The sequence below is a fragment of the Actinoplanes sp. NPDC051861 genome, from assembly GCF_040681145.1.
Taxonomy (GTDB): domain Bacteria; phylum Actinomycetota; class Actinomycetes; order Mycobacteriales; family Micromonosporaceae; genus Actinoplanes.
Map to the genome: position 1 here is coordinate 221304 of NZ_JBFAYE010000014.1, position 13337 is coordinate 234640.

A 13337-nucleotide genomic window follows, 5' to 3' on the forward strand; every position below is an offset into this window, starting at 1 on the left:
GGTTTACGCGAGGAGCAGGCAGCTGTCCCACGACGAGACGGGGGGCCAGTAGGTGTTCGCGTGGTGAACCAGGTCGATGCCGGTGCTCCCGAGCAACAGATCGTCGCCTGAGATCGGCTGGGATCGCTGACCCTGTAGCTGGCGGAGGCGCTGGACGGGGAACATGTCCGGATCGCGGGCGTCGTCGGCGACTCGCCGGGTGGTGTGCACCAGCCCGGCCCAGCCGTGGCACAGCGTCCCATTGTCCAGTGCGGCCAGCTGCTTGTCGTCGGTGACACAGCCGAACAGCGCCAGTTCAGCGGATCGGGTGCGGTTGGAGTCGTTGAGGGCGAGGCCGGCGAGCTGTATCGCCCGCGTGATGCCGGGGGTGCCGTAGCACCAGGACGGGCGGCCGGGACCGTCCTGGTGGGTGCTGCCGAACCGGGCGTCGGCGACGGTGACGAGCTCCGGCCACCACGCGGTCGCACCGGCGCTCTGCTGCCACTGGTCGAGCCAGAGCAGGATCCGGGTGATCGCTTCGCTGCTGGCCGGTACCGTGATGCCGCGTAGCGCGGCTAAAGCCAGCAGGGCGAGTGGCCCGGTGATGCCGTGCGCGATGCCTATGTTGGCGTGTCCGCCGGGCCACTGGGGGTCCGGGCGGCCTGAAGGCGCGTCACTGGTCCACCAGCCCGGCTGTCCCGGGCTGCTCGGGAGCGGTTCGGTGAGTCGGGCGAGATACCTCAGCACTTCTCGCAGCGGATGGGTATGCCCGCGATGCAGCAGGTACGCACCGATGCCGGTCAGCCCGCGGATCAGGTCGTACTCGCTCATACGTGGTGGCTGGCCGCTGTCGATGCGGGCGTGCGCGCGGTGGATCCGCTGCTGGGTGACGGCGATGATGTGCCGGTCGAGCTCCTGTAAGGCCGGCTCGAAGTCGCCGTGTGCGGTGCAGTGCAGGGCGAATGCGACGGCCGGTGCCCCGTACGACATGTTGGCGGTATCCGGGTGGGCGCTGATCGGATCGGCGAGCAGCGTCGCCGCCCACGCTGCGGCGGCTGCGGCGTCTCCGCCGGTGCGGGCCTGCTCGATCGGCAGCAGTGCCATGCCGGCGGCCCCGTCGTAGAGCGACTGCCGCCAGCCGGTGAACGGATCGGCGACCGGGGGCGCGATCATGCGGTGCCTGCCTGTCGCCGGGCATGGCGGGTCACGCCGATCTGGCGAGCCAGCCGCCAGCAGACGGCCTCGTGCTCGGTGTCCACACCGGCGATCCTGTTGTGATGCATGTGCAGCAGCGACTCCAGCACCCGATCCGTGTCATCCGGCGCCACCTGCCGGTAGGCGGCTACCGCCGTACTCCGGCGGGTCCAGGCGTGGCGTAGCTGATCCGGAGCCGGTAACCCTCGGAGCCCGGCGAGAGCAAGGCGGTTCACTGCCTGGCTCAGATCGCGGGGAACCGGCCGATGCGCCGGCCTGGTGCGCAGCCAGTCGGTGGCGGCATCACCGAGGAACGCGTCGGCGATGGCCGTCATCCCCAGGGCGATCAGTACCGATGGATGCACGGCGCTGTCCGGGATCTGCCGCATCGCCGCTACGACGGCCTCGGAATCGGTGACGAACACCGTCTCTGCGGCGTCTCGTGCGGGGCCCTCGCCGTATCTGCCGGTCTCGGGCGCATACGTGTCGACCGTGAGGGTGCGGAGCAAACCGTGCCGGTGTAGGTGGTCCGCCCAGTCCGCGACCGTCGTCGCGTACCGGCCGTACGGTGCCGTTCCCGCCGGGCGTAACCGGAGCCGCAGATGATCCGGCACGTGTCGGTTGCGGTAACGGACGAACCACATCGCCGCATCGTCGAGGCGGGCCTGCAACGCGGGCACCTCGTGCGCGATGATCTCGTTCATGCGTTCCGGGACGACGAACAATTGCACGTTGTACCAGCGTCCACCGCCTGGCGGCTCCAGGTCGGCAACCGGTGCCGGCCGCCGCACGACGGGAGGTTTGGAGCCTCGCCGGGTGCGCTGTAGCGGCACCGCCACCTCGTGAGCGTGCCCGTCGATCCACGCGTTTTCGATGACCGCGTCGGTGAGTACCGCCGAACCGCGCCGTTCTACGTACTCACGCAGGATCTCGACGTGCAACCGAACATCGAGGTCCAGCCGCAGTGAACGATCGTCGTCGCGGAGATCCACCACCGGTGGGCACCGCCATTGCCGCCGCCAACCTGCCAACGCCTGGTCCCATGAGGCTGGATCCTCGGCTGGCAACTGCCCGACGGCGATCCGCCACCGGGCGGGGGCCAGGATCGTCCTGCCGTACCGCACACGCGGCAAGAAAGGCAGCTCGTCGGTGCCGGGTCCGAAATCCAGCACCGTCCACCAGGCGCAGAAACCCCGATCGATGTGCGCTAAGAACCGGGCCAGTGGGGGCGGCTGCTTGTCCAGCGCCAGCGCGTGGAACACCTGCGGTTCCACGACCCGGCCGCTCGGGACGTGCACCAGGTACAACCGGTCCGGGGTGCCGAGTACCGCCAAGTCTTCGATCTTGACCGTATGGTCACGCCGGAACTCGGCCATTGACACGACGTCCGGCAGATACGCCGGCACCCGGCACACGTTCTCCGAGTGTGCGAAAGCGGGCGGAAACGACAGCTGCACTGGCAGGGCACCGTCGGTGCTCGGGGGCAGTTCCGCGTAAACGGACTCCAGCCCACTACCAGTAGTCGTCGTAGTGAATCGGGAGGTGAGGACCCCGCCGGCCCGTGCGGGACCGACCGTGACCGTGTAGTCGCCGGCGTGCAGGTCGTCCAGGTGATCGGCGTGCACACGAGCGGCGATCTCGATGTGTGGCGGCACCGCGGCGTCCAGCGTCGTGAGCCCGGTGATCTCGGTGATCATCTCGTCGGTGAGGAGCACTTCGTCGGCTCCCTCGACCACCGCCCGCCACACCACCTCGAGCAGACGCTGATCGCGTTCGGTGGAGGTCGGCGGGTCCAGGGCGGGCAGCACGCTGCCCGGATACCCGGCCGGCAACCCGATCCCGGATCCGGGATCGGTGACCCGGGCAACGGGGACGAGCACACCTGTGCCGTACTGGTCGAGAAACGCCGTGTGGTAGGCGCGCCACGCCGGAAGGCCGTCGGGGTGGCGGCCCAGCCGCATCAGCGCCTCAGCCGCTGCCTGCACTTCAGCGACCACCGGTTCCGGCAACCGGACCTGCGCGTCGAGAACCAGGTCGACGGCCAGCGCGGTCCGGCCCGTGGCCGTCAGCCGACGGATCAGATGTTCCGCCTGCTCCCGTAAACGAGCCTGAACACTCGGATCGACGGCATCGTTGTGTTCGGCCAACACCCCATGCAGCAGGGCCAAGTCGACGGCCAGCACCGAGACGTGCGGCAGCACGGCAGCGCCCGTCATCGTCAGCTGCTCCAGCAGATAGGCCAGCGGATCGGTGACCGTGTACGGCGCCCTCAGACAGGTGATGAGCAGCCCTTGGCTCACTAATTGAGCCAGCATCTCCGTGACCGGAGCCGTGTCCGACGTCCCGAACGTGGCTGCGATCTTCTCAGCCAGCCGGGCGAACGGGATCGGATCAGCGGCCTCCCTCATCGTCACGTCGATCGCTTCGGTCCGGCGGATCCGTACCCGATCCGGTCCGACCGGCGCCTCCAGCCAGCGACCCCACCCAACGACCAGATTGTTGGACACCACCTCGAGCCGGGCCAGCACCTGAGAGTCGGACTCCAGCCCGTTGACGACGTCGGCGAGGCACTGCGTATCGATTCGGGCCACCGCCCGATGCCCGGTTCTCCACGACGCCTGCCCCACCGGTCCGATGTCGGCCGCACTGACTCCGGCGAACAGCCCGAACGGTGTCGGGCGGCCGACCGCCCGCAGCACGTACCGCGTCGTCGACATCACCGCTGCACGCAGCCGGTGATCGCCGCGCGCGGCGTCGTTGATCAACGTCTGGACCTGCTGTGCCAGCACCGGACTGGCCTGCCTGATCCCAGCGGCGAGATCTGAATGCGCCCAAATCCGCTCCAGCCAGCGTCGACACGACACCGAGTCGTCCGGGTCCGGCCACTCGACCGGCAGGGCTGCGGGAGTGAGCGCAGCGGCACGCAACAGCGCGACACCAGTATGCCGGTAGAGGCCACCGGAGCGACGTTTGCGCATGTCTACCTCCTGTACAGGTGACGGATGGGGGTGAGACCGGAGCCGGCCTCGCCCCCATCGGCTGGATCAGCCGCGGCTGGCGCACGACGATGCGCACGTCTTCGCGCACCCGTCGTCGGTGTTGCAGCCCCGGCCCGCGGTCGCTCCCGGAGCCTCTGCGACGACCTCGACTGTCACAGCGAACGGGCTGTCGTCGTCTACGGCGGTGAGGTCGGTCATGACGGGGTCCATGGACTCCTCCTCTTCCGGCCCGCAAAGCGAGCCTTGAATGGATGTGAGTCCATGAAACCGAGTCGCGATGGAGATCAGCAGGGTGTGAATCGCGCAGGTGAACGGTCGTCGTTCACACAGGGTGTGAACGACGGAAGCCCTTCAGTTGATCGACGGTCGGCCCTACCCTTCGATGGATGGCGGAGGCGAACCTTCTCCTGGAGGAACTGCTCATCCGGGCCGGCGTATCGAACTCCCGCCTCGCACGCGCCATCGTGAGCGCGGCCCCGCACCTCAACTACGACCACTCGTCAGTGACCCGCTGGATCCGCGACCACCAAATACCGCGCGACCCGGTCCCGCAGATCATCTGCAACATCCTCAGCGACCAACTCCGCGTTCCGATCAGCCCGGCCGACATCGGCATGGACATGCCACGCGGCCAGAACCAACAGACCGCCGCTCGGCTCATCGCCGAGGCCAGCGCACTATGGACCGGCGAAACCCGAGGCCGCCTCCCGCAAGCCCTACTGACCGGCCCTCATGCCTCCGCACCGGTATGGGACTGGACCAGCCCACCGCACAGCATGGTCCTGCTACGCGACGGTGCCCGCCGCGCTGACGTCACCGACGTCGCTGACCTGCGCAAACTGCGAACCCATTATCAACAGATGTACCGCCGCGTCGGCGGCGAGCCTGTCAGGCACCTGCTCGCCCGGACGCTGACCACCAGGTGCGCACCGCTGCTGCGCAGCGCCTACGACAACCACCTCGGCCGCCAGCTCTTTCGGGCAGCCGGTGGCCTCGCCGCCCTTGCCGGGGTCTGCGCCTACGATGCCGACCTGCAGCCGCTCGGCCAGCGGCACCTGGTCACTGCTCTGCGACTCGCAAAGGCCGCCGGCGACCGCAGTTTCGGCGCCTACGTGGTGGCATTGCTCGCCAACCAGGCGTTGTTCCTCGACGACCGGCTCCTGACCGTCCAATACGTCGAAGCCGCACTCCGCAATGGCGGATCTGCCTTGGATCCCGCGTTGATCATCGACTTGCATGCGCTCGCCGGGAAGGCGTATGCCCGTATGGGCGAACGCGACAACTTCCGCACCCACCTGCTTAAGTCCACGGCCATCGCCGGGCAGTTGCCCGTCCTACCCACCGAGGCGGAGGTGTCCTACGTTCAACCCGGCCTTGTCGAAACTCAAGCGGCTGAGGCGTTCCGCCGACTCAACGACCTCACCGCTGCGGAGGAACACGCCCGAGAATCAGTCCTCACCGCGCCCGGCACGCACCCCCGCGGCCGTGTCCACCGATACGCTGGGCTCGCCTTGATCCTCGCCCAGAAGAGAAGACCCGACGAAGCCGCCGAGATGGGGAACGAGATGCTCACCATGGCTGAAGGCATGGAGTCGGGGCGCATCCATGACCGGATCCTCCAGGTCGTCACCGCGCTGCGACCCTTCGCCCCCGACCCTGCCGCGGCGGACTTCCTCACTCGTGCAGAGCAACATCTGCGCCTGAGAGGACGATGATGCGCTGGACCGTGCACAGCGAGCGGACCCTCTACCAGGACCCATGGGTGCACGTGGCCGCCGCCGACGTGGAACTACCCGACGGCCGGCACCTCGATCACCGGCTCGTTCGCACGGCGACCGCCGGTGCGGGCCTAGTGCTCATCCGGCACGGCAGTGTCCTGCTCATGTGGCGGCACCGGTTCATCACCGACACCTACGGCTGGGAGATCCCCATCGGCAGCATCGAGCCGGGCGAGGATCCTGCCTCGGCGGCGGTGCGCGAAGCTGAAGAAGAAACCGGCTGGCGCACGATCGGGCCGGTTGAGCCGCTGCTCTACGCCCAGCCATCACCAGGGCTAATGGCCTCAGAACACTTCATCTTCCACGCCTCTGAGGCCACCTATGTCGGTCCGCCTGTCGATGACTTCGAGAGTGACAAGGTGGAGTGGGTGCCGCTCAGTGACGTGCCTTCACTGATCCGAGACCGGCGCATCACTTCCGGAACCACGATGAACGCGCTTCTGTTCGCAATCGTCAACAAGGCGTAGCAGCCCGATCAAAGTCTCGCGTTCGGCTCCGCTGCTGCCGATCCTGTCGGCGACGCTCGCGGACCTGGTCGCATCGGCGCCTTCGGCGACGCCACCGTCGGCGCCGCCATGCTCGACGTTGCTGGAACTGCGGCTCGTCAACGTCGACGTGCTACCGGACAGGCAGCGGCTGGAAAGCAAGCTAGTCGAGTTGCTTGCGCATACGTACGCCCGTCAGGGCCCCGTGGCGTTCGAAAGCCGTCGTGACATACCCGGCCGCTCGATAAAGATCGACGGCGGGATGCTGGTCGGGTCCGGTGAGCAGGACGGCGTACCGGAAGCCGAATCGTCGGGCTTGGCTTTCCAAGGCATGGAGGACTGCTTTCCCATGGCCGTGTCCTTGGTGCTCCGGCGCCACCCGCATGCGGGTGATCTCGCATGTCATGGCGTCGACCTCCTGGAGTGCGCCCATGGCGATGACGGCACCGGCAAGCACGACTACGAGCAGTGTGCTGCGGCCGGTGAGGTATGTGGCGGCGACGTCCTCGAGGTCGCCTTTGTAGACATCGACGTCTGCAGGTACGCCGGCTGCGGCGAGGCCGTAGGCGTTGAGGTCGAGAACGGCTCGCTGGTCGTCCGGCTGGTAGGTGCGGATGATCACCGTGGTGTCGCTGGTCATGGCGAGTGGCTACCGTCCTGCGTCGATGGCGAGGGCTTCGTGCAGTGCTCGTACCGCGGGCAGGGCGCGCCGGTGTTCCGGTACGGCGGTGGCAACGGCGTGGCCGCGGCGCAGCACGATGGTGGGTCGATAGGCGACCGGGAGGTTGAGCAGGACCTGGCTGGCGTGGTCGACGCCGCCGGGGATGTCGCCGGCGGTGACCATGCAGAGGGCACGGTCGAGGTGCACGAGGGTGGGGTCGAGTTTCTCGCCGGGTCCGAAGGTGGCGAGTGCGTCGTCTTGTGCCCGCCAGGCGGCGTCGGTTTCGCCGATCGTGGTCAGGGCGTGCGAGCGGTAGAAGTGCAGCTGGCCGGCGGTGAAGGTGTAGGCGGTGTTGACGGATGTGCTGCTGCTGGTTTGGGTGAAGATGTTTTCGGCATGGTGCAGGGCTGCTCGGGCGGCGGCGGGTTGGTGCATGGTGGCGGCCGCGCGGGCGAGGATGGCCCATGCCATGGCGGTGATGTCGGCGGGCCGGTGGCGGGTGAGCAGTTCGGCTTCCTGAGCGGCGGTGGCGGCGCCTTGCGGGTCGCCCAGGTGCAGGCTGGCGACGGCGGCACGTGTGGCGGTCCAGGCGCGCAGGTGTGGTTCGCCGGCTTCGTCTGCGGCCAGGCGGGCGGTGTGGACCCATTCGCGGGCTTGCCGGTACCGGCCGAGGTTGACCATGGTCATCGAGACCAGGCCGGCCATGCGGGCGGTGACCGCGCACAGATCGCGGCGCTGGGCGGACGGCAGGATCCGGTCGGTGAGGATGTGCACGTCCTCGAGGTCGGCGAGCAGGCTGTCCAGGAAGGCCGCGGCCGGCTGGGTTTTGTAGGTTCGGCCGTATTCCTCGGCGACGGCTTCCTTGTGGCTGATGGTGGCGTCGGCCAGGGTCGAGGCGGCCAGGGTCTGGTCGACGCGGCGGCGCAGATGTTCGGCACGCTCGACGTTGCGGTCGTCGGGGATGGCGCTGTCCTCGCCGGCGATGGTGCGCTGCCGCGGCAGGTCTATAGGAAGCGCCGTCTTGGTGGGAGTGCTGTCGCTTGCGGTGCTCTCCGGCGGCGGGGTGTAGTCGGTACTCAGGCCCAGCTCGACCGGCCCGGTCCCGTAGACCTGGCAGAGGGCATCGCGGTAGCTGTTGGAGGGTTGTTCCTCGCCGCGTTCCCATCGCGAGACCCGAGAGGTGCCCAGTTTGTGGCCGGTGCCGGTCCGGCTGATCATGTGGCTGATCAGCTGGTCGAGGGTCCAGCCGCAGGCAAGGCGATGGGCACGCAGCCGGTGGTGGCCGCAGTGAGTCACGATCGCGTCGGCGAGTTCGCTGATGGTCTGACCGTGCTGTTGGGCTTGTCGGCGCAGCAGCACCGCGCACCCTACGCGGTGCGGAAACCGGTTGCCGGTGGCGGCATCGCTCACGAGACCAGCAAACCACGATCCGGTGGTATGTCGGCATCACGCGGCGCGCCGTTCGGCGCGGATTCGGCGGTGACCGCCGAAATGACGCGTCACCGCCCGGCCTGGCGTGGACGGCGCGCCGAACGGCGACCAGCACGGGTTGCCGCCTGCCCGCATGGTGACGACGCTGCGTGGAGTTCCCGATCACCGGCCTCGGCTACAGGGCCGGGTGCCACCAGGCATCACGGCAGCCGAAAGGCTGGACGCAGTTGCTGGGGCGTGCACGGGCGAGAGGAGTATCCGTGATGACGACAGTGCGTGATGCCACCTACGGGGATATCCGGCCGGTTGCTGGTGTGCTCGCCTCCTGCCTGTTGCCGACTCCACTGGGCAGGTGGTTGGAGCCTGAGCCCATCGTTCGCGGCAGGCGGCTGTTCCATCACTATGTCGCCCGGTTGGTCGAGGCGATCCATCACGGTGCCGCCCGTCTCGTCGAGGAACACGACGAGGTGATCGCTGCTGCGCTGTGGCTGCCCTGCCCGACCGCAGGTGCTGGCAGCGCTGCGACCGGCGGCGATGGGTTCGCCTGGCGACACCGGCAGCTCGACGACGCGACCCGGCTTCCGCACCTTTCCCAACCGCATCTGCGGCTTGCGAGGTTGGGGGTGCTGCCGCGCGGGCGGCGGCGTGGCATCGCCGCGCAGCTTCGTACCGAGCGCGAGCAGTTCCCGGGTCGCTGTCTGGCTACGGACACTTCCGTGGCCGCGCTCGCCGCCCGATGTGGGTATCGCGCTTACGGCAGGTCTCCCGTCCTGACGTTCGGCGGCGCGGCCATCGTCACGATGCTGCACCGCTCTGGTGCCCTGCCGGCTTCGACACACCGCTGGCCGCTAGGGCCGGACCTCGGATCCGCATGCACCGTCGGCGGTTTCGCGGTAGACGACGGTGACCAGGACTCCTTGTGAAAGACACGAACACCGAGCACGGCCCGGCGGATGTCTCGGGTCAGCAAGGAACGCCCGCGTTGAACAGCGGAGTTCCCCATTCGGCGCGGGTCTATGACTACTGGCTGGGTGGTAAGGACAACTTCGCTGTCGACCGGCACGTCGGTGAAGCCATGATCAAGGCGATTCCCGGTCTGCGCCACATGGCCGAGGAGAATCGCAGGTTCGTTCACCGTGCGGCCCGCGACCTCGTCGTCGAGGAAGGCATCCGCCAGTTCATCGACATCGGCACCGGGATCCCGACCCCACCGAATCTGCACGAGGTCGTCCAGGAGATCGCCGCGCCGGCACGCGTGGTTTATGTGGACAACGACCCATTGGTGCTGGTCCACACCCGTGCTCTGATGATCAGCAGCCCTGAGGGGCGTTGTGAGTACGTTTCGGCTGATCTGCGTGACCCAGCCTCGATCCTGGGCGATCGGCCGCTGCTCGACACTGTTGATCTCACCGAGCCGGTCGGGCTCACGTTGATCGCGGTCCTCATGCTGCTCGCCGACGCAGACGACCCGTGGGGCAAGGTAACCGCGCTGCGCGACGCCCTGCCTTCCGGGAGCTGCTTGGCGATTAGCCATCCGACGGCGGACTTCAACCCGGCGGAAGTGGATGCTGCGGTGGCCGCCGCGACTGATGCCGGGATGACCCTCGTCGTGCGTTCCAAGGCCGACGTGCAGCGGTTCTTCGGTGACTGGGAGCTGCTGAATCCCGGTGTGGTACCGGTCTCCGGCTGGCGTCCGGACGACTCGAACGTGGACCCGAAGGCCGCCTACTACTGGGCTGGCGTGGCCCGCAAACCGTAACCGCATTGCTCCGCAGCCTCTGTTCAGTGACCTGTTGAGTGAGGACGACGAGATGCCGCGCAGCGCCGCGACCCCTGTCAGCCGCAACGACGTGTTCGACGGGCGGCGCAGACGGTTGCCGTCACCTTTGCGGCGTGGCCAATTCATTTCGCGTCGTGAGCTGGCCGACGCGGTCAACCAGGCCCTGCACGACCTGTTTCCGCGGCACCGTCTCGACGGGCTGCTCGTCAATGAACGCTGGATCGGGCAGGTCGAACGTGGGGAAAGCCGGTGGCCGGCACCGCAGCGGCGGGCCGCGCTGCGCCGCGTATTCGGTGTCGACGACGACGCGCAGCTCGGCCTGTACAGCCCGCGCCGCACCGGTGAACTCGCCGACGACGACACCGACGCCCCGGTAGACGCGGTGCTGTCGCGGCCGGTCACGGGCACCGGCACCTGTAGTGGCCGCCGCTCCGGCCCGTTGCTCGCGAATCCGGCCCGTCGGTACAACTACTGGCTGGGTGGCAAAGACAACTACGCCGACGATCGGGCGTCGGGGGACCTGATCGCCGAGGCGTTCCCCACCGTCCGGGATGCCGCCCGCGCGAATCGCGCGTTCCTGGGCCGCAGCGTGCGGCACCTCGCCCGCTCGGGTGTCCGCCAGTTCCTGGACCTCGGCTGCGGCCTGCCGGCGGCCGAGAACACCCACGAGATCGCCCAGCGGGTCGCCCCGCAGTCGCGGATCGTCTACGTCGACAACGATCCGCTCGTCATGGTTCACGCCCGGGCGCTGATGTGCGCAGATCCCCCCGCGCGTATCGGCTACCTCGAGGCGGACCTGCGCGACCCGGAGACGATCATGCGGGCGCCGCAAGTCGCTGCGGTCATCGACCTGAACCAGCCCGTGGGCGTGCTACTGCTCGCCGTGCTGCACTACATCCGCGACGACGAACAGGCCACCCACATCGTCAAAAGGCTGCTCGACGGGCTCCCCCGCGGCAGCCACCTGGTGATCAGCCACGCCACCACCGACTTCGCCGACGCCTCGCAGGTGGCACGTTACGAGACGATGGTCGCCGCCGGCGACATCGACGTGCGCGCCCGCACCCACGATCAGGTAGGCGGCTTGCTGGCCGGTCTGGACCTGATCGACCCAGGCATCGTCGCGGTCACCCACTGGCACCCCGATCCAGCCCACGACGAGCGAATCCCGGCCGGGATCGGCGTCTACGGAGCTGTTGGACGCATCCCTTAGCCGCCGCCGAAAGTGGCGGTTCCTGCAGGGGGCACCCCGTTGTGTCCGCATCGGGCAAGACATTCAGAATCGGTCGGAGACAGTTGCATCTGGCTCAATGTCCAGTGAGACATCACGCGCCAGCAATCTCGGCAGAAGCATTTATCTACAGCCTGCTGGCCTCACCGCGCTGGTTCCTGTCGCGGCGCCGTCTCCACGCGCGGCTCCTTCCCGCGTGGAGCAGGAATCAGTTCTTCAGCTATCGCCACGGCGGCATCACTGCGTATCGGTGCAGCGGTGCAGCGTGTCGCCGCCGAGTGCGGCGCCGCAGAGCCACAGATCATCCTGGCTGGAACGCCCGAACCGTCTCCACGGAAACCACTGCTCAAGCGACCTGCGAGCGGGCCGGCCACACCCCCGGATGGCACCACCAGACCGCAAGACTGCAGCCCATTCAACAGGCACCGCAGCCCCTCTGCGCGCCGATGCGATATCAGCGTTGCGCAGCCCAGCTGGGAATCCGAATCGGGCTGTTCCTTCCACACCGCCGGCGACTACGGATAGACGGAAAGTCGGTAAGGAAGGTCGAACACATCGACAGCATTCCCTGTCACCGACCTATCTGTAATCGTTAACGGGCATTGAATGAACGCTGCCGCCGCGGTTCGAAGCCTTCTTTCTGGCGGCGAAGCGCTTACACCGTCCGAGCATGAAACCGGACCGTGTCACATGAGGGAATGCGATGAACATCGTCATCGAGCACCGAGTCTGCCGTGTCCCCGGTACGGGCCTGCCGGCATTGCCGGCCGGCCGCGGCGCCACCACACGGCACCGTGAACTCCGGCTCCCGGTTGAGCAGCAGCCCGGGGCCGGCCAGGGTAGGGCGGGCGCGCAGATCGGTTTCGCGGCCGCGGGCGCACCCGCCCTGCCCGTCGTACCGGCGGCCACCAGACAGCAGTGCCGGCCATCGGGACTGCCACCGTTTCCTTGCGCAGCGCGGCGGACAAGACGCCGCGTCACCGATGCGGTGATGGCGCGATGAAGGCGATGACCGGTTCGATCCTGTCGTCGGTCGGGCCGTCCGGCGCCTACTGGCTCACCGGGCATGACGGGGTCAAAGGGGCACGGCTGGTCGGTGACCGGCCGTTCGGGGTCGGGCTGGCGGCGGGGCTGCTCGCGGAACTGGTCCACGACCGATGGTGCAGGCTGTGGGACGGCGAACTGTTCCGCACAACCGCCGACGCGCCGCACGACACCGCGCTGTATGCACTGCTCGCCAAGATGCACGAAGACGAACAACACCGGCCACCGGTACGGCCGGCAGGACGGGCCTACGTCGGCGCCCACGCCCTGCCGCAGGACGGCGAGCAGTCGCCTGCAGGTCCGGGACAGACCCGCCCGGCCGGGCACGGCCACTCGGCACGCGACTGGATGGCGTACCTGACCAACGGGCGCGCGGAAATTCTGATCCGTGACCGGCTCGCCGAGCACGGCCTGGTGTCGCCGATCAAACACGGCCTCGTGTTCAAAACGGTGCGATACCTGCCGCGCAACAGCATCGTGACCGGGTTTCCCGCCTCCGAGGTCCGCGGCGCCGCGGAACGCGGGTACGAAATGTCCTGGCCAGCGCTGCTCCTGTCCGGCCTGTATCTGGCCACCGGTTTGGACCAGTACGCGCTGTCCACCCTCACCCCGCAACAGCAACGCGGGCTGGTCATCCAGCTCAAAGGCCTGGACGAGCCGTCACGGGAACTGCTGAAGGCCGCGCAAACCGCCGTCGGCGACGCCGCCGCCGTCCGCTAGCCCATCACATCATCCCAGCTCCGCCACCTGTTACA

General features: G+C 68.2%; 11 protein-coding genes. 6 read left to right on the forward strand and 5 right to left on the reverse strand.

Annotated features, from left to right (window positions below):
- Positions 1-3: 3 nt before the first annotated feature.
- From AB0M02_RS31050 to fxlA, 3 genes are all read right to left on the reverse strand, one after another.
- Positions 4-1152, reverse strand: a complete 1149-nt coding sequence (locus AB0M02_RS31050; protein ID WP_364233186.1) for a lanthionine synthetase C family protein — start codon at positions 1150-1152, stop codon at positions 4-6.
- Complete coding sequence (locus AB0M02_RS31055; protein WP_364233187.1) at positions 1149-4151, reverse strand: lantibiotic dehydratase; 3003 nt, start codon at positions 4149-4151, stop codon at positions 1149-1151. The genes AB0M02_RS31050 and AB0M02_RS31055 overlap by 4 nt, the downstream gene beginning before the upstream one ends.
- Positions 4152-4217: 66 nt before the next feature.
- Positions 4218-4382, reverse strand: coding sequence for an FxLD family lanthipeptide (gene fxlA, locus AB0M02_RS31060; RefSeq protein ID WP_364233190.1), 165 nt, complete (start codon positions 4380-4382; stop codon positions 4218-4220).
- A 176-nt stretch (positions 4383-4558) separates the two neighbouring features.
- Between fxlA and AB0M02_RS31065 the strand changes: the two genes are divergently transcribed.
- Positions 4559-5887 carry a hypothetical protein gene (locus tag AB0M02_RS31065; protein WP_364233192.1) on the forward strand — a complete coding sequence of 443 codons (1329 nt, stop codon included), beginning with the start codon at positions 4559-4561 and terminating at the stop codon, positions 5885-5887.
- A complete protein-coding gene (locus tag AB0M02_RS31070) occupies positions 5884-6417 on the forward strand; it encodes an NUDIX hydrolase (RefSeq protein ID WP_364233194.1) in 534 nt (177 codons plus the stop codon). Before AB0M02_RS31065 ends, AB0M02_RS31070 begins: the two co-directional genes overlap by 4 nt.
- A gap of 181 nt (positions 6418-6598) precedes the next feature.
- Here AB0M02_RS31070 and AB0M02_RS31075 read toward each other — a convergent pair whose 3' ends face one another.
- Positions 6599-7075, reverse strand: a complete 477-nt coding sequence (locus AB0M02_RS31075) for a GNAT family N-acetyltransferase (RefSeq protein WP_364233195.1) — start codon at positions 7073-7075, stop codon at positions 6599-6601.
- 9 nt (positions 7076-7084) lie between these two features.
- A complete protein-coding gene (locus AB0M02_RS31080) occupies positions 7085-8506 on the reverse strand; it encodes a helix-turn-helix transcriptional regulator (protein ID WP_364233197.1) in 1422 nt (473 codons plus the stop codon).
- A 281-nt stretch (positions 8507-8787) separates the two neighbouring features.
- Here AB0M02_RS31080 and AB0M02_RS31085 point away from each other — a divergent pair, with 281 nt between their 5' ends.
- The 4 genes from AB0M02_RS31085 (at position 8788) to AB0M02_RS31100 (ending at position 13302) form a co-directional block, all read left to right on the forward strand.
- Positions 8788-9450 (forward strand): hypothetical protein, encoded by a 663-nt coding sequence (locus tag AB0M02_RS31085; RefSeq protein WP_364233200.1) that lies wholly within the window; start codon positions 8788-8790, stop codon positions 9448-9450.
- Positions 9451-9509: 59 nt separating this feature from the next.
- On the forward strand, positions 9510-10286 hold the full coding sequence (locus tag AB0M02_RS31090) for an SAM-dependent methyltransferase (RefSeq protein ID WP_364233320.1): 777 nt from the start codon (positions 9510-9512) through the stop codon (positions 10284-10286).
- A gap of 34 nt (positions 10287-10320) precedes the next feature.
- Positions 10321-11520: an SAM-dependent methyltransferase gene (locus AB0M02_RS31095; RefSeq protein ID WP_364233202.1), complete on the forward strand. Its 1200-nt coding sequence runs from the start codon at positions 10321-10323 to the stop codon at positions 11518-11520.
- A gap of 1026 nt (positions 11521-12546) precedes the next feature.
- Positions 12547-13302 (forward strand): hypothetical protein, encoded by a 756-nt coding sequence (locus tag AB0M02_RS31100; protein WP_364233203.1) that lies wholly within the window; start codon positions 12547-12549, stop codon positions 13300-13302.
- The last annotated feature ends 35 nt before the right edge of the window (positions 13303-13337 follow it).

Coding starts and splice junctions, on each gene's coding strand:
- AB0M02_RS31100 (WP_364233203.1), top strand. CDS start 12,547: ATGACCGGTTCGATCCTGTCGTCGGTCGGGCCGTCCGGCGCCTACTGG.
- AB0M02_RS31050 (WP_364233186.1), bottom strand. CDS start 1,152: ATGATCGCGCCCCCGGTCGCCGATCCGTTCACCGGCTGGCGGCAGTCG.
- AB0M02_RS31055 (WP_364233187.1), bottom strand. CDS start 4,151: ATGCGCAAACGTCGCTCCGGTGGCCTCTACCGGCATACTGGTGTCGCG.
- AB0M02_RS31065 (WP_364233192.1), top strand. CDS start 4,559: ATGGCGGAGGCGAACCTTCTCCTGGAGGAACTGCTCATCCGGGCCGGC.
- AB0M02_RS31075 (WP_364233195.1), bottom strand. CDS start 7,075: ATGACCAGCGACACCACGGTGATCATCCGCACCTACCAGCCGGACGAC.
- fxlA (WP_364233190.1), bottom strand. CDS start 4,382: ATGGACCCCGTCATGACCGACCTCACCGCCGTAGACGACGACAGCCCG.
- AB0M02_RS31070 (WP_364233194.1), top strand. CDS start 5,884: ATGATGCGCTGGACCGTGCACAGCGAGCGGACCCTCTACCAGGACCCA.